23 protein-coding genes and 1 pseudogene are annotated in these 22,767 nt (G+C 67.7%); 9 read left to right on the forward strand and 15 right to left on the reverse strand.

Annotation, left to right across the window (positions count from 1 at the left end):
- From MSZK_RS33220 to MSZK_RS24735, 10 genes and pseudogenes are all read right to left on the reverse strand, one after another.
- A pseudogene (locus tag MSZK_RS33220) lies at window positions 1–160 on the reverse strand (short-chain dehydrogenase); the annotation flags it as partial.
- Window positions 153–587, reverse strand: a complete 435-nt coding sequence (locus MSZK_RS24695; protein WP_099251164.1) for a nuclear transport factor 2 family protein — start codon at window positions 585–587, stop codon at window positions 153–155. The pseudogene MSZK_RS33220 and the gene MSZK_RS24695, both read right to left, overlap by 8 nt.
- Window positions 588–620: 33 nt before the next feature.
- Entirely contained in the window at window positions 621–2,675 is a 2,055-nt protein-coding gene (locus MSZK_RS24700) for an FAD-dependent oxidoreductase (protein ID WP_099251165.1), read from the reverse strand.
- Between the two features lie 87 nt (window positions 2,676–2,762).
- Window positions 2,763–3,896, reverse strand: a complete 1,134-nt coding sequence (locus MSZK_RS24705; protein ID WP_099251166.1) for an NDMA-dependent alcohol dehydrogenase — start codon at window positions 3,894–3,896, stop codon at window positions 2,763–2,765.
- A 170-nt stretch (window positions 3,897–4,066) separates the two neighbouring features.
- Window positions 4,067–4,606, reverse strand: a complete 540-nt coding sequence (locus MSZK_RS24710; RefSeq protein WP_099251167.1) for a nuclear transport factor 2 family protein — start codon at window positions 4,604–4,606, stop codon at window positions 4,067–4,069.
- A gap of 188 nt (window positions 4,607–4,794) precedes the next feature.
- The gene (locus MSZK_RS24715; RefSeq protein ID WP_099251168.1) at window positions 4,795–5,007 is read right to left on the reverse strand and encodes a ferredoxin; all 213 of its coding nucleotides are present in this window, start codon (window positions 5,005–5,007) and stop codon (window positions 4,795–4,797) included.
- 9 nt (window positions 5,008–5,016) lie between these two features.
- Entirely contained in the window at window positions 5,017–6,372 is a 1,356-nt protein-coding gene (locus tag MSZK_RS24720) for a cytochrome P450 (RefSeq protein WP_099251169.1), read from the reverse strand.
- Window positions 6,369–7,196, reverse strand: coding sequence for an SDR family oxidoreductase (locus MSZK_RS24725; protein WP_099251170.1), 828 nt, complete (start codon window positions 7,194–7,196; stop codon window positions 6,369–6,371). The genes MSZK_RS24720 and MSZK_RS24725 overlap by 4 nt, the downstream gene beginning before the upstream one ends.
- A complete protein-coding gene (locus tag MSZK_RS24730) occupies window positions 7,196–8,410 on the reverse strand; it encodes a cytochrome P450 (RefSeq protein WP_099251171.1) in 1,215 nt (404 codons plus the stop codon). The genes MSZK_RS24725 and MSZK_RS24730 overlap by 1 nt, the downstream gene beginning before the upstream one ends.
- Window positions 8,407–9,000, reverse strand: a complete 594-nt coding sequence (locus MSZK_RS24735; protein WP_099251172.1) for a TetR family transcriptional regulator — start codon at window positions 8,998–9,000, stop codon at window positions 8,407–8,409. The genes MSZK_RS24730 and MSZK_RS24735 overlap by 4 nt, the downstream gene beginning before the upstream one ends.
- A 175-nt stretch (window positions 9,001–9,175) precedes the next feature.
- Here MSZK_RS24735 and MSZK_RS24740 point away from each other — a divergent pair, with 175 nt between their 5' ends.
- The 7 genes from MSZK_RS24740 (at window position 9,176) to MSZK_RS24770 (ending at window position 15,245) form a co-directional block, all read left to right on the forward strand.
- Window positions 9,176–10,642 (forward strand): aldehyde dehydrogenase, encoded by a 1,467-nt coding sequence (locus MSZK_RS24740; RefSeq protein WP_099251216.1) that lies wholly within the window; start codon window positions 9,176–9,178, stop codon window positions 10,640–10,642.
- Between the two features lie 28 nt (window positions 10,643–10,670).
- Window positions 10,671–11,420 carry an SDR family oxidoreductase gene (locus MSZK_RS24745; RefSeq protein ID WP_099251173.1) on the forward strand — a complete coding sequence of 250 codons (750 nt, stop codon included), beginning with the start codon at window positions 10,671–10,673 and terminating at the stop codon, window positions 11,418–11,420.
- Between the two features lie 31 nt (window positions 11,421–11,451).
- Entirely contained in the window at window positions 11,452–12,300 is an 849-nt protein-coding gene (locus MSZK_RS24750) for an NAD(P)-dependent oxidoreductase (protein ID WP_099251217.1), read from the forward strand.
- 2 nt (window positions 12,301–12,302) lie between these two features.
- Complete coding sequence (locus MSZK_RS24755; RefSeq protein ID WP_099251174.1) at window positions 12,303–12,740, forward strand: carboxymuconolactone decarboxylase family protein; 438 nt, start codon at window positions 12,303–12,305, stop codon at window positions 12,738–12,740.
- Window positions 12,741–12,902: 162 nt separating this feature from the next.
- Window positions 12,903–13,601 (forward strand): YciI family protein, encoded by a 699-nt coding sequence (locus tag MSZK_RS24760; RefSeq protein ID WP_099251175.1) that lies wholly within the window; start codon window positions 12,903–12,905, stop codon window positions 13,599–13,601.
- Entirely contained in the window at window positions 13,602–14,822 is a 1,221-nt protein-coding gene (locus MSZK_RS24765) for an RNA polymerase sigma factor (protein ID WP_099251176.1), read from the forward strand.
- 141 nt (window positions 14,823–14,963) lie between these two features.
- Window positions 14,964–15,245, forward strand: coding sequence for a hypothetical protein (locus tag MSZK_RS24770; protein ID WP_142390003.1), 282 nt, complete (start codon window positions 14,964–14,966; stop codon window positions 15,243–15,245).
- Here the strand turns inward: MSZK_RS24770 and MSZK_RS24775 are convergent.
- From MSZK_RS24775 to MSZK_RS24785, 3 genes are read right to left on the reverse strand one after another with little or no spacing between them, the layout of a single operon-like run.
- Entirely contained in the window at window positions 15,242–15,865 is a 624-nt protein-coding gene (locus tag MSZK_RS24775; RefSeq protein WP_099251178.1) for a TetR/AcrR family transcriptional regulator, read from the reverse strand. The genes MSZK_RS24770 and MSZK_RS24775 overlap by 4 nt on opposite strands.
- A 3-nt stretch (window positions 15,866–15,868) precedes the next feature.
- Window positions 15,869–16,249 (reverse strand): hypothetical protein, encoded by a 381-nt coding sequence (locus MSZK_RS24780; RefSeq protein ID WP_099251179.1) that lies wholly within the window; start codon window positions 16,247–16,249, stop codon window positions 15,869–15,871.
- Window positions 16,250–16,278: 29 nt separating this feature from the next.
- Window positions 16,279–17,505 (reverse strand): cytochrome P450, encoded by a 1,227-nt coding sequence (locus MSZK_RS24785; protein ID WP_099251180.1) that lies wholly within the window; start codon window positions 17,503–17,505, stop codon window positions 16,279–16,281.
- A gap of 87 nt (window positions 17,506–17,592) precedes the next feature.
- Between MSZK_RS24785 and MSZK_RS24790 the strand changes: the two genes are divergently transcribed.
- Window positions 17,593–19,131 (forward strand): acyl-CoA carboxylase subunit beta, encoded by a 1,539-nt coding sequence (locus MSZK_RS24790; RefSeq protein WP_099251181.1) that lies wholly within the window; start codon window positions 17,593–17,595, stop codon window positions 19,129–19,131.
- Between the two features lie 27 nt (window positions 19,132–19,158).
- Entirely contained in the window at window positions 19,159–20,430 is a 1,272-nt protein-coding gene (gene purD, locus MSZK_RS24795) for a phosphoribosylamine--glycine ligase (protein ID WP_099251182.1), read from the forward strand.
- Here the strand turns inward: purD and MSZK_RS24800 are convergent.
- Both MSZK_RS24800 and MSZK_RS24805 read right to left on the reverse strand, forming a co-directional pair.
- Entirely contained in the window at window positions 20,417–21,688 is a 1,272-nt protein-coding gene (locus tag MSZK_RS24800; RefSeq protein WP_099251183.1) for a cytochrome P450, read from the reverse strand. The genes purD and MSZK_RS24800 overlap by 14 nt on opposite strands.
- Before the next feature lie 113 nt (window positions 21,689–21,801).
- The gene (locus tag MSZK_RS24805; RefSeq protein ID WP_099251184.1) at window positions 21,802–22,713 is read right to left on the reverse strand and encodes an alpha/beta hydrolase family protein; all 912 of its coding nucleotides are present in this window, start codon (window positions 22,711–22,713) and stop codon (window positions 21,802–21,804) included.
- Window positions 22,714–22,767 lie beyond the last annotated feature (54 nt).

Genomic DNA, 22,767 nt, shown 5'->3' on the forward strand with positions numbered 1-22,767 from the left:
CGCCGATCGCACGGACGGTCGCTTCGACTGCTGCCGCGTCGCGGCCGTTGACGACCACGCCCGCTCCGCAGTCGGCCAGCAGCGCCGAGACGGCGGCGCCGATGCCCCGCGAGCCGCCGACGACGACCGTGCCGAATCCGTCGAGTGGCCGGTCACTCACCGTCGGCGGCGGCCGCCTGGCCGAACTGCATGCCGTCCATGTTCCAGTAGCCGCGCATGTTGGTGATCAGGCCGGCGTCGTCGACGCGGTAGGTGAACACGCCGCGCACGGTGCTGGTCAGCCCGCCCTCGAACTGGCTGCGCAGCACCAGGATATGGGCTACCTCGTTGGGTGAGCTGGACGGGAAGGTCTCCTCGCAGGTGACCCGCAAGTTGTTGACCGAGATGTTGGCGTCGTAGAAGGCCGCCACGGCTTCCTTGCCGCGGACACCTTCGCCGTCGGGGTTGGTGATGGCCTGGCCGATGGGATCCTCGATGACGACGTCCGGGGCCATCAGCCCCAGCCAGCCCTCGCGGTCGTGCGACATCACGCACTTCCAGGATGCCTGCGAGGCGGCCAGCGCCGGCGTCTGTTCGGTTGTGGTCATCGTTCCTCCTGGGTGTCGGATACTGCCGGGTTGTCAGACTGCGCAGGCGGCGCGTGCGCCGTCTTCGGTGGCTTTGCGGATGAGTCCCAGACCGGTGCAGTCGCCGACCGCATGCACCGTGGCGTCGGGCAGCAGGTCGACGACGGCGTCGTGCAGCGCGGTGTCCGCCTCCGGATGCCCGGCGACGATCACGCTGTCTGCGGCCAGCTCCCGCGGGCTTCCGCCGTAGGGGGTGAACGCCACCGCGTCGTCGGTGATCCGGTGCACCTCGGCGCGGACATGTACCGGCACCGCCAGCCGGTCGAGCCGGTCCATGTGTTCGGTGCGGCGCTTGAGGCCGACCTCGGGGGCGATGGCACGCCCGGACTCCAGCACGGTGACGAATCGACCTCGGCTGCTGAGGAATTCGGCCAGCTCGATGGCGACCAGGTCGCCGCCGACGATCACCACCCGGCGTCCGAGGGGCAGCCAGGCCCGGCTTGCCAGCCGAACGGCCGCCGGCTGGACCAGCCGTTGCCGCCAACCGGACAGCGCCGCAGCCCCCAACCGCTGCCAGCCGGGCTGCTCCGGTCCGGCGCGTCCGGCCAGCAGCTCGCGCAGTGCGGGGCCGCTGTGCACATGCGGACGCTCGTCGCCGTCGATGCGCGGGACCGCGATACCGGCTCCGGTCGCCACGATCACGGCGTCGGGGTCCAAGGCGGCGATCTCGTCGGCGTCGACCCCGTGGGACAGCTCGACACGTACTGTGCTGCGCGCGATCTCGGTGCGCAGATACCGTAGGAACGGTTCGTTCTCGGGGTGCAGGATCGACGCCCACACCAGTGCGCCGCCGAGTTGGGCGGTGCGTTCGAACAAGCTCACCCGGTGGCCGCGTTCGGCGGCCACCCGGGCCGCTTCCAGGCCGCCGGGCCCGCCGCCGACGACCACGACCCGCTTGCCGTGCGTGACGGGGTGCACGGCCAGCTGGCGTTCCTTGCCGGTGCGCGGATTGACCGCGCAGTCGACCGAGAACCGCTGCTCCATGGCATCGATGCAGTTCTCGCACGAGATGCAGCGCCGTACCCGGTCGGCCTGCCCGGCCTGGATCTTGGCGGCCAGCTCGGGGTCGGCCAGCATCGGCCGTCCCATCGCGATGAAGTCGGCCCGGCCGTCGGCCAGGATCTGCTCGGCACGCGCCGGATCGTGGATGCGGCCCACGGCGATCACCGGTACGTCCACCACCTGCTTCACCGCGGCCGCGGCGCCGACGTTGAGTGCGTCCCCGTCGTCGGCGGCGTTGACCATCCCGGTCACCAGCCGATCGATCACGCCACCGCTGACGTGGAAGGCGTCCACCCCGGCGGCGACCAGTTGCGGTGCCACCTGCGCGGTTTCGTAGCTCGGGCGACCGCCGGCCACCCGTTCGTAGCCGGAGATTCGCAGCGTCACGGGCAGTGCGTCGCCGATTTCGGACCGGATGGCCGCCAGTGCCTGCAATACCACCGCGATGCGGCCGTTGACCGAATCACCGCGGTAGTCATCGGTGCGCCGGTTGCGCTGCGGGGCGAGGAACGAACCCAGGAACATGTAGCCGTGGGCGGCGTGCAGTTCGATTCCGTCGTAGCCCGCCTCGGCGGCACGACGCACCGCGGCTTTGAACAGATCGATGATCTCGGTCAGCTGTGCCCGGGTCACTTCGGCCGACGGGCGCCCGGTCAGATATGAGGGGATCACCGACGGGCCCAGCGAGGTGACACCGTGCATTTCGGGGCCCAGTCCATCGGGTCCGGCGTGCACGATCTGGGGCTGGATCTTCGCGCCGTGTTCGTGCACCGCGTCGACGAGGGCGCGGTGCGCGCTCACCGCGTCGTCGGTGCCCAGGTGCAGGCCGCCGGGAGTTTCGGGGTGCAGATGGTCGATGCCGGTGGCGCCCACGGTGATCAGCCCGACCCCGCCCTTGGCGCGGGCGGCGAAGTAATCGCGGGTGCGCTGCGACGGGAGTCCGTCAGGGGTGCCGTACATCGTCTCCATCGGAGACATCACGAGCCGGTTGCGTAGTGCCATCGACCCGATCTGGCCGGGGCGCAACAGGTTCGCGAAGGTGCTCATGTCCGCGGCACCATGAGCTCCGGGCCGTGCCCGCGCCTATCGGCAAGGCGGGCACGGCCCGGAAGGTCCGAACACGACACGCGCAGGTCAGCGGTCCTCGTCGGTGTAACGGATCACGCCGCGGATGTTGCGGCCCTCGAGCATGTCCTGGTAGCCCTCGTTGATCTGCTCCAGGCGGTACTGGCGGGTCACCATGTCGTCCAGGTTGAGCCGGCCCACCTTGTACATCGACAGCAGCTGCGGGATGTCGTAGTGCGGGTTGCCGCCGCCGAAGATGGTGCCCTGCAGGCGCTTCTGCATCAGGGTCAGCATCGCCAGGTTGAGCTTGACGTCATTGCTGGCCATGTTGGCGACAGCGGTGGCCACCACGGTGCCGCCCTTGGCGGTGATGTTCATGTAGTGGTCGATGTCCTCGCCCTTGAGCTCGCCCACGGTGACGATGGTCTTGTGCGCCATCCGGCCCTGGGTGACGTCGGCGACTCCGGCCATCGCGCTGAAGATGTCCGGATAGGCGTGCGTCGCGCCGAACTTCAGCGCGTTGTCACGCTTGAACTCGACCGGGTCGACGGCGAAGATGTTGCGCGCGCCGGCGTTCAGCGCACCCTGCAGGGCGCCGGTGCCGACGCCGCCCAGGCCGACGATCACCACGTCGTCACCGGGGCGGATGTCGCCGCTGCGGACGGCCGATCCGTAACCGGTGGTGACGCCGCAACCCACCAGGCAGGCCACCTCGAACGGGATCGAGGGGTCGATCTTCACCACCGAGCTCTTGTGCACCACCATGTACGGGCTGAAGGTGCCCAGCAGCGTCATCGGGATGACCGGCTGGCCGTTCTTCACCGCATGGATGCGGTGCGTGCCGTCGGATACGGCGGTGCCGGCCAGCAGGCCCGCGCCCAGGTCGCACAGGTTGCGCAGCCCTTCCTGGCAGGCCGGACATTCACCACACGACGGGATGAACGACAGCACCACGTGATCGCCGGGCGCCAGGTGCTCGACACCCGGGCCGACCTCGGTGACGATGCCGGCGCCCTCATGACCGCCGAGCACCGGGAATCCCGCCATCGGGATGTCGCCGGTCACCAGGTGATGGTCGCTGTGGCACATGCCCGAAGCTTCCATCTGAATCTTGACTTCGTCTTTGACCGGATCGCCGATCTCGATTTCCTCGATCGACCATGGCTGGTTGAACTCCCAGATGAGAGCACCTTTTGTCTTCACCGCGAACCTCCACTCGCAAAACCCGACCCCGGTCTCCTCCAGGGCGGCCGGCCGTGCCGGATGGTCAATCTAGGTCGAAATTAGAACGTGTTCCTGTCCTGCTGACCATTATGACCTCCGTCACCTTCGACGTCACCGCCGGGGCCAGCAACTTGACGCCTGTCGAGTATTCACCAGATCGGAACGGGTGCCTCACCGAGGGGGTAGTAACCGGGCAGCTTCTCGCCCGCGACGCTGCGCTCGATGCGCTTCTGCATGGTCGGCGTCAGGTCACCGGACGAGATCAGCTTCACGAACGCCTTCTGCACGTGGCCGAAGTCGAAGAAGTCGCGCTGCCACTCGATCATCAGATCGTCGTTGAGCCGGAACCAGCTGCCACCGATGCCGTAGATCTCGTCGGTGCTGCCGTCGCTCTTGTGCGCGATCTGCTTCCAGAAGCCGACGATCTCGTTCTGCTTCTCGTCGATCAGCACCTTCTGGTACTCGTAGACCCAGTTCTCCAGGCCTTCCATCTCCAGGCCCAGCGCCACCTCGCGGATCTGGTCCTTGCCCACGCACATGACGTCTTCCTTGGGGCCGATGTTCCAGCCGTAGGTGGCGTCTTCGGTGTAGAACTCCGCCAGGTTGGTCCAGTCGCCTGCCGCTTCGGAGTCCTTGTTGGCCTGCAGCCAGCGCTGCACCCAGTCGTCCAGTTGTTCGCGTGACGCCATTGTTCCGCCTTCTCTATTTCTATTTCTCGGTGATGGTTACTCGTCTCCTCACCTGAGCTCGTACCTCGCTCAGGCTTCGTCGACTTCGGTGATGGTTGCTCGTCTCCTCACCTGAGCTCGTACCTCGCTCAGGCTTCGTCGACTTCGGGGGATGGTTGCTCGTCTCCTCACCTGAGCTCGTACCTCGCTCAGGCTTCGTCGACTTCGGTGATGGACAGTGCTCGGGTGGGACACATCTCTACGGCGCGCTCGACGTCGTCGCGCATCTCGTCGGGTGGTTCGCTGTCGAGGATCTCGACCGGTCCGCGTTTGGGCACCTTGAAGACGTCGGGTGCCTCCAGTTCACACATGGCGTGTCCCTGGCACAGATCCTCGTCGAGTTCGATGCGGTAGCAACCCATGATCGACTCCTACGACGTGCGCTTGCGGTAGCGGACCTTCGCGGGCCTGGCCAGCTGGACGACCATCTTGGAGTGGTCGTTGCGGTAGCTCTCTGGGGGCTGAGCCATCTCGAACTCATACTCCCGCAACAGAACCGAGAAGATCGCCTTGATCTGCATCTGGGCGAACGCCGCACCCACGCAGCGGTGTCGGCCGGCCCCGAACGGGATCCAGGTCCAGCGGTTGACGATGTCTTCTTGCCGGGGCTTCTCGTAGCGGTCCGGGTCGAAGGCGTCCGGGTCGGGGAAGTCCTCGGGGATCCGGTTGGAAATCGCCGGCGAGGCGGCGACCATCTGGCCCTTGTGGATCGGATAGCCCTCGACCTCGAACTCGTCCTGTGCGACCCGCATCAGGATGATCAGCGGCGGGTGCAGGCGAAGGGTCTCCTTGAGCGCGTTGTCGAAGTTCGGGATCTGGCGCAGCGCATGGAAACTCACCTCCTGGCCGTCGGCGTACAGGTCGTCGAGCTCCTGTTGCACCTTGGCGTAGAAGTCGGGGTGGCGCAGCAGCTCGATCAGCGTCCACGACGAGGTGCCCGAGCTGGTGTGGTGCCCGGCGAACATCAGCGAGATGAACATGCCGGTGACCTCGTTGGCCGAGAACCGGGGATTGCCCTCCTCGTCCTTGATGGACACGAGTACGTCGAGCAGGTCGCGATCGCTCTTGTCGGTGGGCGGGTTGGCGATTCGGCCGTTCATGACCTCCTGCACGAGCTCCACCAAGCTGGCCCTGGCCTCGTCGCGAATCCGGAAACTCTCGATCGGCAGGTACGGGTCGACGTAGCAGAGCGGGTCGGTGCCGCGCTCGAGCAGGTGATAGTAGTTCGCGAACCGCGAGTCGAGCTGGTTGCGGAACTTCAGCCCGATCAGGCAGGCCGTCGAGGTGTAGATCGTCAGTTCGGCGAAGAACTCCAGCAGATCGATCTCGCCTTCCTCGCCCCAGTTCTCGATCATCCGGCGGACTTCGTTCTCGATGGTCGCGGCGTGACCCTTCATCTGCTCACCGCGCAGTGCCGTGTTGTGCAGCATCTCCGCCCGGCGCTCGGGGTCGGCGTCGAACACCACACCCTCGCCGAAGATCGGTGTCATGAACGGGTAGGCCTCGGCCTGGTTGAGGTCGGCATCGGGGGAGCGGAAGAAGAACTCGTTGGCCTCCGACCCGGTCAGCAGGATCACCTGTTTGTCGGCGAGTTGGAACCAGCCGAGGTCACCGCACTCCTGCCGGATGCGCTTCATTAGACCGATCGGATCGGTGCGGAACTCCTCGAGGTGGCCGTGTTCCTCCTCGCCACCGGAGACGCGTTGCACCTCTTTGGTGATCGTCATTGTCCTGGCATTCCTTTCTCGCCGAGGGCAAGCTTCTGGCGCTCCGTGTTGTCGGCCAGCGGTGCTTCGGGCTGCAGTTCCATGTTGGCGATGAACCCGCCGCGCGGGGTTTCCGCGACGAACGTGATGGCCCGCGCGAGGTCGGCCGCGCGCAGGAAGTAGTCGTGGCGGGCCTGCCCCCACTTGGCCCAGTCCTCCAGTGCCGGACCGATCTTCTCTGCGGGCAGGCTCCAGCCCATCGAGGTCTTCGTCGGACCGGGGTGCACGATCGACGCTCGTACGCCGGTGCCCTCGAGCTCCATCTGGAAGTTGCTGACCATGGCGACCAGTGCTGCCTTGGCCGCGCCGTAGGCGCCCATGTGCGGGCGCTGGCGCAGCGACACGTCGGATCCGACGAAGATCAGATCGCCGCGCCGGCGATCCAGCATGCCGGGCAGCACGGCGTTGGCCAGCCGGAAGGCGCCGACCAGGTGGATCTGCAGTTGTGAGTCGAAGTCGTCGGGGCTGATCTCCTCGAGCTTGCCGAAGTAGGTGTCACCCGCGCCCGCGACCAGCACCTCGATCTCGCCGAGGGCGTCGGTCGACTGTGCGACAAACGATTTCACCGAGTCAGGATCGGTCACATCGAGGTGGAAGCCAACCGCCTCGCCGCCGTCGGCATTGATCTTGCCGACGATGTCGTCGAGCTTCTCCACACGGCGGGCGCCGAGCGCGACCGGAAATCCGTGCGCGGCGAGCTCGATGGCGGTGGCCTCGCCGATACCGGACGAGGCACCCGCGACGATGGCGGGCCTGCGGTCGGGCAGTGGATCGAAACGGGGCATCAGACCTTCTTCACGGTGATCGGCAGGTGGGCGAATCCGCGCACGTTGCTGGAATGGACACGTACCGCGTTGGCCTCGTCGACCTCGTAGCCGCGGATACGTTCGAACAATTCGGTCAGCGCCACCCGAGCCTCCATCCGGGCCAGGTGGGCGCCGAGGCAGAAGTGTGCACCGCTGCCGAAACTGAGCAGCTTGGAACCGATCTCGCGGCCGATCCGGTATTCGTCGGGGTCGTCGAACACCCGCTCGTCGCGATGTGCCGCGCCGGGCACCAACAGCAGCACGTCACCGTCGTGCAAGGTGGTGCCGTAGAACTCGATGTCGTCGACGACCGTGCGGGCCAGGATCTGGCTCGAGGTGTCGTAGCGCAAGGTCTCCTCCACCCAGTCGACCACTCGTGAGCGGTCGGCGTAGACCGGCGCGAGCTGATCGGGGTTGCGGCCGCCCCAGAACGCGGCATTGCCGAGCAGTTTGGTGGTTGTCTCGTTGCCGGCCACCACCATCAGGAACAGGAACGCCATGATCTCGTCGTCGCCGAGTCGGTCGCCGTCGATCTCGGCCTCGACGAGCGCCGAGGTGAGGTCCTCGGAGGGCTTCTTGCGACGCTGGGTCACCATGTCGGCGTAGTAGACCAGCAGATCCATCGATGCCTCGATCGCCGACTGGGGCACGTCGGGTACCCCGTCCTCGCGGTGCATCACCCCGTCGGCCAGGGCACGCAGATGCTGGCGGTCCTCGCGGGGCACACCCACCAGCTCCGAGATCACGTCCATCGGCAGCTTGCCGGCGAATTCGGTGATGTAGTCGAAGCTTTCGTTCTCCAGTGCGGAATCCAGATGCTCCCTGGTCAGCTCCAGTACCCGCGCTTCGAGTTCGCGGATACGCCGGGGTGTAAAGCCCTTGGAGACCAGGGTGCGCAGCCGCAGGTGGCCGGGATCGTCCATGGCCAGAAACGACATCGTGCGGTGCGCCTCGGGGGTGCGCGAGATCGGGTCCAGTGAAACGCCCAGCTTGTTGGACAGCGCGGTGGTGTTGCGGAATCCCTTGTGCACGTCGGCATGACGGGTCAGCGCCCAGAAGTTGCGTTCCTCGTTGCGGTACAGCGGAGCTTCGTCGCGCAGCCGCTTGTAGTACGGGTAGGGATCCTCGTGGAAGTCGTAGCTGTAGGGATCGAGCACCAGGTCGACATGTCGGTCTGGAGTCTGCACATTCATTGGTTCTCTCCCAAGATAAGTCCCGCGACGTATCCCATCCGGTCGGCGACCTCGCGGTAGCTCAAGGTGCCGCTGCCGGCGTGCACGAGCGCGCCGTAGTACGTCATTTCCAATGCGGACACGATCCGCGGATCGGCGTCCGGCCCCAGCGCCGATTTGATCCGCTTGTGAATCTCGGTGCCGATACGGTCCCGCACCGGGTGCACGCCGGCGTCGTTGCTCAGCACCGCGGTGGTGCACGCCGCGGCGAACTCGGGTTCGTCGGCGATCACCAGAGCCAGGCTGCGCAGCGACTGCTGCACCCGCTGCAACCGGGTGTCGTTGACGTCGGTGAAGTAGGGGACCGCACGGACCAGATCCAGATAGACCTCGGCGATCAGGTGGTTCTTCGAGGAGAAGTAGGTGTAGGCGGTCGCCGGTGCCACCTTCGCGCGAGCCGCGACGGCACGCACGGTCAGGTCGGCGTACGACGTTTCGCGCAACATCTCCATGCCGGCCCGCAGCACCTTGCGGAAGGTTTCTTCCTGGCGACGGTTACGCGGTGCGTCGTCACCATCTGGGGTGACGGCAAGTACCGCATCGCTGGACACATGTCCAAGTTATCGGAACGGTGGCGACGTAGGCAAGAGATCGTGCGGAAATGCCAGTTCATTGGCGTGAAACGCGGGGTGTTGGACATGGTCCTTGCACCATGGACGCGGCGGCGGCTATGGTGCGAAAGACGGAATCTCGGACACGTGTCCAATGAAGCAGACGGGAGTCGGGATGGCGATTGCGGCCGATGCGAACAGCGATCTCTTCATCGACGGGAAGCTGGTGCCGGGAGGCAACGGCAGATACCCGACCATCAACCCCGCGACCGAGGAAATCCTGGGTACGGCGGCCGACGGCGATGCCGCGGACATGAGCCGGGCCATCGACGCCGCGCGCCGTGCCTTCGACACCACCGATTGGTCCACCAACACCGAACTGCGGGTGCGCTGCATCCGCCAGCTCCGCGATGCGATGAAAGAGCACGTCGAGGAACTGCGTGAGATCACCATGTCCGAGGTGGGCGCCCCGCGGATGCTGACCGCGGCCGCCCAGCTGGAGGGGCCGATCGAGGATCTCTCGTTCAGCGCCGAAACCGCCGAAACGTATTCGTGGCGCCAGGATCTCGGCGTCGCCTCGCCGATGGGGATCAAGACCCAGCGCACCATCGTCAGGGAGGCGGTCGGTGTGGTCGGCGCGATCACGCCGTGGAACTTCCCGCACCAGATCAACCTCGCCAAGCTCGGTCCGGCGCTGGCGGCGGGCAACACCATCGTGCTCAAGCCCGCGCCCGACACCCCCTGGTGCGCAGCGGTTCTCGGCGAACTCATCGCCGAGCACACCGACATTCCGCCCGGGGTCGTCAACATCGTGACTTCCAACGACCACTCGGTCGGCGCGCTGCTGTCCAGCGACCCCCGGGTCGACATGGTGTCGTTCACCGGCTCGACCAACACCGGCCGGGCGGTGATGGCGGCCGGCGCGGCCACCATCAAGAAGGTCTTCCTGGAGCTCGGCGGCAAGTCGGCGTTCCTGGTGCTTGACGATGCCGACTTGGCCGGCGCGTGCTCGATGTCGGCATTCACCGCCTCGATGCACGCCGGTCAGGGCTGCGCGATCACCACCCGCCTGGTGGTGCCGCGGGCCCGCTATGACGAAGCCGTCGAGGCGGCCGCAGCCACCATGGCCGGCCTCAAGCCGGGTGACCCGACGAACCCCGGAACCATCTGCGGGCCGGTCATTTCCGAGCGCCAGCGCGATCGCGTGCAGTCCTACCTCGATCTCGCGATCACCGAGGGCGGCCGGTTCGCGTGTGGCGGCGGGCGTCCGGCCGATCGCGACAAGGGCTTCTTCATCTCACCGACGGTGATCGCCGGCCTGGACAACAGCGCCCGGGTGGCGCGCGAGGAGATCTTCGGCCCGGTGCTGACCGTCATCGCCCATGACGGCGACGACGACGCCATCCGCATCGCCAACGACTCGCCGTACGGCTTGTCGGGCAGCGTGTTCAGCGGTGATCCGCAGCGAGCCCAGGCGGTCGCGGACCGGCTGCGGGTCGGCACCGTCAACGTCAACGGCGGGGTCTGGTACTCCGCAGACGCGCCGTTCGGCGGGTACAAGCAATCCGGCGTCGGCCGCGAGATGGGCCTGGCCGGTTTCGAGGAATACCTGGAGCTCAAAGTCATTGCCACAGCGGTGTGATCACCCCTGGCCTGAGAGAGGAACGTACATGGGACAGTTCGACGACAAGGTAGCCATCGTCACCGGAGCAGGCGGCGGCATCGGCCAGGTCTACGCCGAAGCCCTGGCCCGCGAGGGTGCGGCCGTGGTGGTGGCCGACATCAACACCGAAGGCGCGCAGAAGGTCGTCGACGGGATCACCGGCGAGGGCGGCACGGCGCTTGCGCTCCCGGTCGACGTCAGCGACCCGGTCTCGGCCAAGGCGATGGCCGATGCCACGCTGGCCGAGTTCGGCGGCATCGACTATCTGGTGAACAATGCCGCGATCTTCGGCGGGATGAAGCTGGACTTCCTGATCACTGTCGACTGGGACTACTACAAGAAGTTCATGAGCGTGAACCTCGACGGTGCGCTGGTGTGTACCCGCGCGGTCTACCGGAAGATGGCCAAGCGCGGTGGCGGTGCGATCGTCAACCAGTCGTCCACGGCGGCGTGGTTGTACTCGAACTTCTACGGTCTGGCCAAGGCCGGGGTCAACAGCCTCACCCAGCAGCTGGCCACCGAACTCGGCGGCCAGAACATCCGGGTCAACGCCATCGCGCCCGGCCCGATCGACACCGAGGCCAACCGCACCACCACGCCGCAGGAGATGGTTGCCGACATCGTCAAGGGAATTCCCTTGTCGCGGATGGGCGAACCCGAGGATCTGGTCGGCATGCTGATGTTTCTGCTTTCCGACCAGGCCAAGTGGATCACCGGCCAGATCTTCAATGTCGACGGCGGACAGATCTTCCGATGAGCGCTTGCGCGAAGAGAATCGGGCGGCGCTCGTGAGTGACATCAAGGTCGGCTATATCGGGCTGGGCAACCAGGGTGCGCCGATGGCCAAGCGTCTGATCGAGTGGCCCGGCGGGCTCATCGTCTTCGATGTACGGACCGAGGCCATGACGCCGCTGGCCGAACTGGGTGCCACGCTGGCGGACAGCGTCGCCGATGTCGCCACAGCCGACGTCATCGAGGTGACTGTGCTCAACGACGAGCAGGTCCGCGACGTCGTCGGGGAACTCGCCGCACACGCCAAGCCGGGTACCGTGATCGCGATCCATTCCACGATCGAGCCGGACACCGCCGCCGAGCTGGCCGAGCAGCTGCGCCCCAAGGGAATTCACGTCGTCGATGCCCCGGTCAGCGGGGGATCTGGTGCCGCCGACAAAGGTGAACTGGCCGTGATGGTCGGCGCGGACGACGAGGCGTACGAACTGGTCAAGCCGGTGTTCAAGAAGTGGGCATCGATGGTGGTTCGCGCCGGTGAGCCCGGAGCCGGGACCCGGATGAAGCTGGCACGTAACATGTTGACCTTCATCGGGTTTGCCGCCGCCTGCGAGGCGTCGCGGCTGGCCGAGGCAGCGGGAATCGACTTGCAGAAGCTGGGCCGGGTGGTACGGCACAGCGACGCTCAGAGCGGCGGACCCGGTGCGATCATGGTTCGCGACGACACCAAGCCGCTGCAGCCCGACCACTTCGTCTACAACATGTTCATCCACACCCGCGGGCTGGCCGAGAAGGATCTCAAGTTGGCGCTGGGCCTCGGTGAGGCCAACGGCGTTGAGCTGCCGTTGGCCGAGATCGCGCTACGGGATCTGGCCGCCGGTCTCGGTGTGCCCAACACGAAGGAGTGACGATGGACGAACTGCGCCGCAGGGGCCTGGACAAGATGAACGAGGTCTACGGCTGGGAGATGCCGGACTCGCCGGGCGACTACTTCGCACTCACCGCCGACCACCTTTTCGGCACCATCTGGTCGCGGCCGGGATTGTCCATGCGTGACAAGCGGATCATGACGCTGACCGTCGTCACCGCGCTCGGCATTTCCGATCTGGCCGAGATCCAGGCCAATGCCGCGCTGCACAACGAAGAGCTCACCGGCGAGGAGCTCAAGGAGATGGCGATCTTCTTGACGCACTACCTGGGCTTCCCGCTGGGCTCGAAGCTGGACGGGGTCGTCACCAAAGTCGTCGCCAAGCGCAAGAAGGCCGCCGAGGCCGGCCAGGGCGAGGACAAGAAGGCGAACGTCAACGACGCGCTCAAGATGCACAGCGGCACCACACTCGACGACTGAGTGCGTCGAGTCAGAACTGAGTGTGACGATTCTTGTGAAAAGCTCGCTCTGACGTCTGACTCGATATCGACGACCCAGTGTCGGATTCTGCGAGCGCCGTTCGTCGTAGAGGTAGAAAGTGAAACCAGCAGGGTTTCGCGCCCTACCTCGAGAGGCATCGTCATGTATTACTTCGCACTGCTCCAAACCCGCGAACGCAACCTCAGCGCCGACGAGGCGGCCAGCGAGATGGCCGCGTACGCCGAGTTCCACGCCCGCGAGTCGGCGTCGATCCGAGAGGGCGATGCGTTGGGTCCGGCCGCCGAGGCGGTCCGGATCACCGGCGGACCGGATGCACCGGTGATCACCGACAGTCCGTACCCCGAAGGCGCCGAGGTGGCCGGCGGTTACTACCTGTTCGAGGCTGACAACCTCGACGAGGCGTTGCAGTTGGCCCGTCAGATTCCGGCGGCCCGGTATGGGGCGATCGAGGTGTGGCCCGCGGTGCACTGGAACGCGGTCGGGCGGCCGACCACCGATTCCGACTGGCTGGCGCTATTGCTCGAACCCGCCGACGAGGTGAGCGTCCCGGGAAGTCCGGAGTGGGACCGCGGCCTGGCCGAACACGCCGAGTTCGGCAGGGCAGCCGGATCCCACATCCTCGGCGGGGCACCGCTGCACCCGCCGACGACGGCCACCACGGTGCGCGTGCGCGACGGCGAGATGGTGCTGACCGACGGTCCCTACGCCGAGGCCGCCGAGGTCGCCAACGGGTTTTACGTCCTGTCGGCCGCCGACCGGGACGAGGCGACGAAGGTGGCGTCGATGATCCCGGCGTCGGTCGTCGAGCTGCGCCGGCTGGCGGGAGTGTCTGGGCTGTAGATGGGTTCGCTGGACGGTGTCTTCCGGCGGGAGTGGGGTCCCGCGGTGGCCGCGCTCGCGCGGTGGTCGGGCGATCTGGACATCGCCGAGGACGCCGTCCAGGAAGCCTGCGCCGAGGCGCTGCGGCGCTGGCCGCGCGACGGGATACCCGACAATCCCGGCGCGTGGCTGGTCACCGTCGGCCGCAATCGGGCCAGGGATCGCCTACGTCGCGAATCCGTGCGCCCGGGAAAGGAATTGCTGGCCGTGCAGGGTGATGGGCGCGCAGATGACCGCGTGGTGCACGGTGTGCGCGACGATGAGCTTCGGATGATGTTCACCTGCGCGCATCCCGCCCTCGAGCGGTTGTCCCAACTCGCGCTGACCTTGCGGTTGATATCGGGCCTGACGGTCTCGGAGATCGCACGCGCGCTCCTGCTCAGCGAAACCGCTGTCGGACAACGCATCACCCGCGCCAAGAGCAAGATCCGGCACGCCAACATCCCGCTGCGAGTGCCTCCTCCCGAGCTGTTGGCTGAACGCACCCCGCACGTCCTGTCGTGTATCTATTCGGTGTTCACCGAGGGGTACTGGTCTACCGCCGGACCGTCTGCGGTCCGGGACGAGCTGTGCGACGAAGGTGTCCGGCTGGCCGGTGAAATGTGCCTGCTGATGCCTGCCGAACCGAATGCGCGCGCGTTGTATGCCCTTGTTCTGCTGCATGATTCGCGACGATCCACGCGTGTCGATGCCGACGGTGCGTTGGTGCCGCTCGACGAGCAGGACCGGTCCCGGTGGGATCGCGGCCGGATTGCCCGCGGGCTCGACGCGCTACGCCGCGCGGAGGGGGCGAGCGGGCCGTATCTTCCGCAGGCGGTGATCGCCGCCGCGCACGCGACCGCGCCGAGCTGGGAGCAGACCGACTGGCGGACCATCTGCCGGGCCTATGACCAGCTGCTGCGCCAGACGGACTCGCCGGTGGTGCGGGTGAACCGGGCCCTGGCGATCGGGCTGCGCGACGGCCCGGATGCCGGCTTGGCGGCTCTGGAGCAGGTTGCGCACGATCCGCGATTGGCCCGATCCGCGCTCGTGCCCACGGTGCGTGCCGACTTGTTGCGCCGAGCGGGCAGGCACGCGCAGGCGGTGCGCTGGTACCGGGACGCGATCGATCTCAACGGCTCCGAACCCGGCAAGGCGTTTCTGCGGCGGCGGATCGCCGAATGCGGCGGGGTCGCTTCATAACAAAGAGGTCGATAAGACAACGGTAAGGAAACGCCCAGATCGCAAACAGTTATCGGGCCGTGTCACAAATGTGACATAAGTACACCAGTGTTACCGAAGTGAAATCGAGCGCCGCGGGCCTCGGTACGGATGGGAGTGGCTATGACTTCTATGACGATGTACGACCAGTCGTGGACCGCCCCGACCATGCTCAGCCTGTGGACGGAGCCGGTGTCCAAGCCGGCCAGGGTCGCTCGCCAGGCAGCCAAGTGGGTGACCGCCGTCGACACGACGGTGACGGTGCTCTGCCCGCCGGTGGTGTCGGCCTGTGCGATCTTCGCAGCGATGATGTGGCCGGCTCACGCGCCGACCGACCTGATCGGCCACGCGGCCACCGGGATGCCTGTGCCTGCGCAGGTGCAGGTAGCCGCGCCGACTCCCTAACCGCCTGTGCGCGTGGACTCTTCGTCCACGCGCAGCAGGGCGGCGCCGACCCAGCGACGCATGTACTGGCGCAAGTCGTCACCGTGTCGCGGCGGCCGGCCCGGATCGAGCACGAACGACTGGACGATCCGCAGCAGGTGTTCACCGAGTTCGTCGAGATCGCTGTCGCTGAATCCGTGTGCGGCCCAATCGACGTCGAAGCGGCGCAACAGTGAGCCGGCGAAGGCCAGTGCGACGTCGGAGGTGACCTCGGCACTGAACGCGCCGACCCGCTCCGGCCCCAGCAGCAGGCCCATGTGTTTGTCGTGCGGCAGCGCTTCCACCGCGGCGGCAATACCTTCGGTCACCGCCTCGGCGGGGTCGGTGATGCCGGCCAGGTGGGCGGCCATCCGGTCGAGGAAGCCGCTCGCGGCTGCCATGGCTGCCGCCTGCAGCAGCGCGTCGGTGCTGGGAAAGTAGCGATAGACGGTCTGGCGGGTGACTCCCAGCGTGCGGGCGACGTCGGCGATGCTGAGGTCGGCACCGCGGGCGTCGATAGCCTTGTTGGCCGCCGCCAGGATCCGGGCGACCGCTTCCTCGTCGGTGGCGGGCGCGGCGCCTGACCAGCCGTGGGTGCGCACGATTCAGCCGCCCACTGCCGCGGAGTAGGCCGCGCCGCCGCCGATCAACGCCGCCAGGCACAGCACGATCGTGCCGACGGCGAACGGCCAGGCCCGCTTACGGCGGGCCAGCGCGACGATGGTCACGATGATGCCCACCAGGCCGACCGCCGCCGCGATGCCGACCGCGGTCGTCACCGCGGTCACCGCGCCGGAGACGCTGCACGTCGCGGGCGGGCAGTAGTCCAGGAACGCCAGCGAGAACAGGCCAAGGACCGCGCCGCCGGCCCCGATCACCACGGTCAGCACCATCAGGACGATCGAGATCGCCAGGTCCGCCGCCGACCGCGGCGGCGGTGCCTGCGGCGGATGGCCGGGATAGGGCTGACAGCCCGGGTGACCCATGACCCGGGATGCTATCTCCGGCCTGTCGGCTAGCGATAGGAGACGGGCAGTTCCTTGACCCCGTTGATCCAGCCGGACCGCAGCCGCTGGGGCTCACCGAGCTTGCTGATATCGGGGATCTGGTTGGCGATCTCGTTGAAGATCAGCTTGATCTCCATGCGCGCGAGGTTGGCGCCGATGCAGAAGTGCGCGCCGTTTCCGCCGAAGCCGAGGTGCGGGTTGGGGTCGCGCAGGATGTTGAACTGGAACGGGTTGTCGAAGACATCCTCGTCGTAGTTGGCCGAGCTGTAGAACAGGCCGGCGCGCTGGCCCTCGCGGATCGTGACCCCGCCGACCTCGACATCGCGCAGCGCGGTGCGCTGGAAGCAGTGCACCGGCGTGGCCCAGCGGACGATCTCGTCGGCCGTGGTCTCCGGCCGCTCCCGCTTGAACAGCTCCCACTGGTCGGGGTTCTCGAAGAAGGCGTTCATCCCGTGGGTCATGGCGTTGCGGGTGGTCTCGTTGCCGGCCACCGCGAGCAGGATGACGAAGAACGCGAACTCGACCTCGGACAAGGCCTCCCCGTCCATGTCGGCCTGCACCAGCTTGGTGATGATGTCGTCGGCCGGGCATTGCCTGCGCTGCTCGGCCATCGAATACGCGTAGCCCATCAGCTCGGCGTTGGCCACCGTCGGATCATCGTCGAAGTCCGGGTCGTCGGTGTTCATGATGCTGTTGGTCCAGTGAAAGAGCTTCTGGCGGTCGGCTTCCGGCACGCCCAGCAGGTCGGCGATCGCCAGCAGCGGCAGCTGCATCGCGATGTCGTTGACGAATTCCCCGGTGTCCTTTTTGGCCGCCGCAGCCACGATGTCGCGGGCGGCATCGGCCAGCTTTTCCTCCAGCTTGGCCACTGCGCGCGGAGTGAACAGCCGGGAGACCAGCTTGCGCAGCCGGGTGTGCTCAGGCGCATCGTGGTTGATCAGGAGCGCCTTGGTGATCTCCACCTGGTCCTTGGTCATGTCATCGGCGAACCGCATCACCACGCCCTGCTTGTTGGTCGACCACAGATGGCTGTCGCGGGAGATGTCGCGGATGTCGCGGTGCTTGCTGATCACCCAGTAGCCGCCGTCGTCGAAGACCGAGGGGGCCTCGTTCCACCACACCGGCGCGGTCTTGCGGAGCTGCGCCAGCTGGGCGACGGGCATGCCTTCCAGCAGCAGGTCAGGGTCGGTGAAGTCGAAGCCCGCTCCGAACGGGCACACGTCCGCGGTGGTCATGGTCTACCTCGCTGTCGATGTGATGTAGCGCACCTTGGCAACGACCATACACGTCGGCGTCAAGTGTATGCCCGCTAGGTTCGGTTGATGACCGATCGCCCCGACCTCGAAGAGCTGCTGCGCCGGCGGGCGATGACCGAAGACGCGTCCCGTCCCGACGCCGTGGAGCGCCGGCACGCCGCCGGCGGGCGAACCGCGCGCGAGAACATCGCCGACCTGGTCGACGCGGATTCCTTCGTTGAGTACGGCCGGTTCGCGATCGCGGCCCAGCGCGGCCGCCGCGACCTCGACGACCTGATCGCGCGGACGCCGGCCGACGGGCTGATCGCCGGCACCGCCGCGATCAACGGCCACCCGTGTGCCGTGCTGTCCTACGACTACACCGTGCTGGCCGGGACCCAGGGCGCGCTCGGGCACCGCAAGAAGGACCGCCTGTTCGAACTCATCGAGCGGATGCGACTGCCGACGGTGTTCTTCGCCGAAGGGGGCGGTGGTCGGCCCGGTGACACCGACGTCCCGACGGTGTCCTCGCTGGAGACCCGCGCCTTCAAGCTGTGGGCGGCCTTGTCGGGCGTGGTGCCGAGAATCGCGATCGTCAAGGGACGCTGCTTCGCCGGCAACGCGGTGATCGCCGGCTGCTCGGACCTCATCGTCGCCACCGCCGACACCTCCATCGGCATGGGCGGGCCGGCGATGATCGCCGGCGGCGGGCTGGGCGACGTCGCACCCGACGACGTCGGCCCGATCTCGGTACAGTCGCCCAACGGTGTCGTCGACGTCGTCGTCGCCGACGAAGCCGAGGCCGTCGCCGTCACCAAGCGGCTCATCGGCTACTTCCAGGGCGTCGCCGCGCCAGGCTCGGCCGCCGACCAAACCGCTTTGCGCACAGCCATTCCCGAGCGGGCTCGACGGGCCTATCCGATCAAGCCGGTCATCGAGACCATCGCCGACGACGACTCGGTGACGTTCCTGCGGGAGAAGTTCGCCGCTGAGATGATCACCGCGCTGGCCCGGATCGAGGGCCGCCCGGTCGGCATCATCGCCAACAACACGATGGTGATGGCCGGCGCCATCACCGCGGCCGCGGCCGACAAGGCCGCGCGCTTCCTGCAGTTGTGCGACACGTTCGGGCTGCCCGTCGTCTCGCTCATCGATTGCCCGGGCTACATGGTCGGGCCGGCCGCCGAGGCCCAGGCACTGGTCCGGCGGGCCTCGCGGATGCTGGTGGCCGGTGCCGCGATCCGGGTGCCGCTGGTGGCGGTGATCCTGCGCCGCGGCTACGGGCTGGGCGCCCAGGCGATGACCGGTGGCAGCCTGCACGAGCCGTTGCTGACCGTGGCCTGGTCCGGCGCCCACCTGGGTCCGATGGGGCTCGAGGGTGCCGTGCGACTCGGCCTGCGCAAGGAGTTGGACGCCATCGTCGACGACGCCGAGCGCGAACAGCGGGTTCGGGAGGCGACCGCGGCGATGGAGGAGAACGCCAAGGCGCTCAACTCCGCGATGCTGTTCGAGATCGACGACGTGATAGACCCGGCTCAGACCCGCAGCCTGATCGCCGCGACGCTGGCGGCCGCGGCCGCGCGTGGCGAACTCCCGCCGCCGAGGCGGTTCGTCGACACCTGGTAGTTCCCGGGGGCGATAGGGTGTGAACCTGTGCGCGTCCTCGTGATCGGATCCGGTGCCCGCGAACATGCCCTGCTTCTGGGGCTGCGTCGAGATCCCCAGGTCGACTTCCTGGCCATCGCGCCCGGCAACGCCGGAACCTCGGCGATCGCCGAGCAACACGACGTCGACGTCACCTCCGCCGAGGCCGTGACCGCGCTGGCCGGCAAGGTCGCCGCCGACCTCGTGATCATCGGCCCCGAGGTGCCGCTGGTGCTCGGGGTGGCCGACGCGGTGCGCGCGGCCGGGATCGCCTGCTTCGGACCGTCCAAGGACGCCGCCCGGATCGAGGGCTCCAAGGCATTCGCCAAAGACGTGATGGCGGCGGCCGGTGTCCGCACCGCGGGCAGCGAGACGGTCGACAACCCCGCGCGCCTGGATGCCGCGCTGGACCGGTTCGGCCCCGCCGCCGGACAGCCCGCCTGGGTGGTCAAGGACGACGGGCTGGCCGCGGGCAAGGGGGTGGTGGTCACCGCCGACCGCGACGCTGCCCGCGCGCACGCGGCATCGCTGCTCGACTCCGGTCACCCCGTGCTGCTGGAGTCGTTCCTCGACGGCCCCGAGGTCTCGCTGTTCTGCCTGGTCGACGGTGCGACTGTGGTCCCGCTGCTGCCTGCCCAGGACTTCAAGCGGGTCGGTGACTTCGATGCCGGGCCGAACACCGGTGGGATGGGCGCGTATTCGCCGTTACCGTGGTTGCCCGCCGAGGTGACCGCCGCGATCGTCAGCGGTGTCGTGCAACCCGTTGCCGCCGAACTGGTCCGCCGGGGCTGCCCGTTCTCCGGACTGCTGTATGCCGGGTTGGCGATGACCTCCAACGGGCCGGCCGTGGTCGAATTCAACTGCCGGTTCGGTGATCCCGAGACCCAAGCGGTGCTGGCGCTGCTGGAGTCACCGCTGGGCCAGCTGCTGTACGCCACGGCCACCGGGACGCTGGCCGACTTCGGCCCGCTGCAGTGGCATGACGGCTACGCGGTCACCGTCGTGGTGGCCGCGGAGAACTATCCGGGCCGCCCCCGGGTGGGCGACGTGATCACCGGCTCGGAGGCCGACGGTGTCCTGCACGCCGGCACGACGCGCCGCGACGACGGAACCGTCGTCTCTTCCGGCGGCCGGGTGCTCTCGATCGTGGGCACCGGCGCTGACCTGGTGGCCGCGCGTGAGTCCGCCTACCGGATACTGACCTCGATTCGCCTGCCGGGCAGCCACTTCCGCACCGACATCGCGCTGGCCGCCGCCGAGGGGCGCGTCACGCTAGCGTGATCGGCAGTCGCTTCACTCCGTGAATGACGTTGCTGTGCAGGAATTCCGGCTCGCCGACCGCGACCTCTGGCAGCCGGGTGAGCAGTTGGTGAAACAGCTGCCGTAGCTCGGTCCTGGCGAGGTTGGCCCCGAGGCAGAAGTGCGGGCCGCCGCCGCCGAATCCGAAATGCGGGTTGGGTGATCGGGTGATGTCGAACTCGCCGGGACGCTCGAACACCGCGTCGTCGCGATTGGCCGAGCAGTAGAACAGCGCGACCTTCTCGCCGGCCTTGATCGGGGTGCCGGCCAGTTCGGTGTCGGTCACGGCGTGCCTGGCGAAGTTCAGCACCGGGGTGGCCCAGCGGATGAACTCCTCGGTGGCTGCGGGAATCCGCGCGTCGAAATCCTCGAGCAGCCAAGCCTTCTGGCCGGGGTGATCGGCCAGCGCCTTGAACGCGTGCGAGGTGGTCTGCTTGGTGGTGTCGTTGCCCGCCGAGGCCAGCAGCACCATGAACGACCCGATCTGGACGTCGGTGAGCCGGTGGCCGTCGACCTCGGCGTTGACGATGTCGGTCATCAGGTCGTCGTGCGGTTCGCGCCGGCGCAACTGAGCCAGCTCGATCCCGGAGCTGGTCAGGATCCCGATCTGGGTCAGCGCGTGGGTGGCCCGCTCCTCGAAGGAGGCGTAGTCGTCATCGGTTGCGCTGAACAGACTCTCGGCGGCGTAGGCCACCGCTTCCTGGTCTTCGGGGGCGATGCCGATCATGTCCGAGACGGTGCGCATCGGCAGCTTGGCCGAGCACTCGGTGACGAAGTCGATCTCCCCGCCGTCGCGCAGCCGTTCGATCAGCCGGTCCACGATGTCGGCCGCATTGGCCTGGATCTGGGCCTCGATTCGGCGCACCTGCCTGGGCGTGAACGTCGCGCTGATCAGCCGCCGGTACAGAGTGTGCTCCGGCGGATCCATGGCCAGGAAGAAACTGGTGGCCTGCTGGACTTCGGCGGGAAGGGGGTCGACGCTCATGCCCCGCGCCGAGCTGAAGATCTCGGGGTGCGCGCTGACGAACTTGATGTCGGCGTGGCGGGTGATCGCCCAGTAACCCGTCTCGCTGTGGGGGAACACCGAGGACACCGGGGGATGCCAGGACAGCCCGTCGGCGGCGCGCAGTTGGGCGAACGTGCGGTCGCGGGTGGCGAAATCGGCGGCCCAGAACTGCGGTGCCGAGAGGTCGAGCGGGTGGTAGGGCCGCGGTGAGAGCGGTGGGCTGTCGACGGTCATGGTCTCCTCGGCGGCGCCGCCGCACGGCTTATCGAATGACTGACGGTATTAGCGACTGTAGACAATTCCAGAACGGCAGACAATCGTCGGAACAGCACCGACTCAGAGCCGGGTCAGGCCGTGAGCAGCGGAGCCATCCAGGTCAGCTCGCCGGGCAGTTGTGAGCTCCAGTAGCCGCCGTCGTGCCCGCCCGGGGAGAAGCCGCCGGCCGGCGGCGTGGGCAACTGGGCGATGAATTGCTTGGTGGCGGCGTAGAACGGATCGCTGGTGCCGCAGTCGATGCGGATCGGGATCGACGCGAGTGCGGGCAGGCCGAACACGCTGTTGGCGGCGAAGTCGTCAGGACCGTCGAAGGCGCCTGGTGCGGCGGCGCCGGAGGACAGCCAGAGCGCGGGACTGACCGCGGTGATCGCCGCGGTGCGGGCCGGGCCCAGCCGCGCGCCCAGCAGCAGTGCCCCGTAGCCACCCATCGACCAGCCGAGGAACGCCACCCGGGAGGTGTCCAATCCCTGGCCGGCCAGCATCGGGATCAGCTCGTCGAGCACCATGGCGCCGGAATCCTCGCCGGAGGCCCGCTTGTGCCAGTAGCTGCCGCCCCCGTCCACCGCGACCACGGCGAACGGCGGCAGCCCGGCCGCAACGGCCTGGGCCAGCCCCTGCTCCACGCCGCCTGCCATCACGGTCGCGGCGTCACTGCCCTTGCCGTGCAGCGCGATCACCGGCCGCAGCGGGCTGGTCTGACCCGGCGGGCGGGCGATCGCCCAGTTGGTGCTGACGCCCCCGCGGGCGGCCGAGACGAATGAGCCGGTGACCATGGTGGGGGCCGGAACGCCTGCGGTCGGCGGTTCGAGCGGGGCGGGCGGCAGCAAGGGTGCACCGGCGCCGGTCATCGCGACATCAGGGCCGGCCGGGTGGGCCGGAGCGGCGGGCACGGGACCGGCGGTGAAGGCGCCCGCGGCGCCGGCCACGGCTCCGGCGCCGAGTCGCAGAACAGTGCGACGGCTCAGGTTCGCCATTGGCCACATTTTGCCATCGCGGCCCGCCGCCGACCGCCTGAGGTCAAAGCGACGTTAATGATT

Origin of the sequence: Mycobacterium sp. shizuoka-1, from assembly GCF_002723835.1 — a bacterium.
Taxonomy (GTDB): domain Bacteria; phylum Actinomycetota; class Actinomycetes; order Mycobacteriales; family Mycobacteriaceae; genus Mycobacterium.

Excerpts from the sequence above, each read along its gene's own strand:
- MSZK_RS24695 (WP_099251164.1), bottom strand. The coding sequence starts at position 587 with ATGACCACAACCGAACAGACGCCGGCGCTGGCCGCCTCGCAGGCATCC.
- MSZK_RS24700 (WP_099251165.1), bottom strand. The coding sequence starts at position 2,675 with ATGAGCACCTTCGCGAACCTGTTGCGCCCCGGCCAGATCGGGTCGATG.
- MSZK_RS24710 (WP_099251167.1), bottom strand. The coding sequence starts at position 4,606 with ATGGCGTCACGCGAACAACTGGACGACTGGGTGCAGCGCTGGCTGCAG.
- MSZK_RS24715 (WP_099251168.1), bottom strand. The coding sequence starts at position 5,007 with ATGGGTTGCTACCGCATCGAACTCGACGAGGATCTGTGCCAGGGACAC.
- MSZK_RS24720 (WP_099251169.1), bottom strand. The coding sequence starts at position 6,372 with ATGACGATCACCAAAGAGGTGCAACGCGTCTCCGGTGGCGAGGAGGAA.
- MSZK_RS24725 (WP_099251170.1), bottom strand. The coding sequence starts at position 7,196 with ATGCCCCGTTTCGATCCACTGCCCGACCGCAGGCCCGCCATCGTCGCG.
- MSZK_RS24730 (WP_099251171.1), bottom strand. The coding sequence starts at position 8,410 with ATGAATGTGCAGACTCCAGACCGACATGTCGACCTGGTGCTCGATCCC.
- MSZK_RS24740 (WP_099251216.1), top strand. The coding sequence starts at position 9,176 with ATGGCGATTGCGGCCGATGCGAACAGCGATCTCTTCATCGACGGGAAG.
- MSZK_RS24745 (WP_099251173.1), top strand. The coding sequence starts at position 10,671 with ATGGGACAGTTCGACGACAAGGTAGCCATCGTCACCGGAGCAGGCGGC.
- MSZK_RS24755 (WP_099251174.1), top strand. The coding sequence starts at position 12,303 with ATGGACGAACTGCGCCGCAGGGGCCTGGACAAGATGAACGAGGTCTAC.
- MSZK_RS24760 (WP_099251175.1), top strand. The coding sequence starts at position 12,903 with ATGTATTACTTCGCACTGCTCCAAACCCGCGAACGCAACCTCAGCGCC.
- MSZK_RS24765 (WP_099251176.1), top strand. The coding sequence starts at position 13,602 with ATGGGTTCGCTGGACGGTGTCTTCCGGCGGGAGTGGGGTCCCGCGGTG.
- MSZK_RS24770 (WP_142390003.1), top strand. The coding sequence starts at position 14,964 with ATGACTTCTATGACGATGTACGACCAGTCGTGGACCGCCCCGACCATG.
- MSZK_RS24780 (WP_099251179.1), bottom strand. The coding sequence starts at position 16,249 with ATGGGTCACCCGGGCTGTCAGCCCTATCCCGGCCATCCGCCGCAGGCA.
- MSZK_RS24785 (WP_099251180.1), bottom strand. The coding sequence starts at position 17,505 with ATGACCACCGCGGACGTGTGCCCGTTCGGAGCGGGCTTCGACTTCACC.
- MSZK_RS24790 (WP_099251181.1), top strand. The coding sequence starts at position 17,593 with ATGACCGATCGCCCCGACCTCGAAGAGCTGCTGCGCCGGCGGGCGATG.
- MSZK_RS24800 (WP_099251183.1), bottom strand. The coding sequence starts at position 21,688 with ATGACCGTCGACAGCCCACCGCTCTCACCGCGGCCCTACCACCCGCTC.
- MSZK_RS24805 (WP_099251184.1), bottom strand. The coding sequence starts at position 22,713 with ATGTGGCCAATGGCGAACCTGAGCCGTCGCACTGTTCTGCGACTCGGC.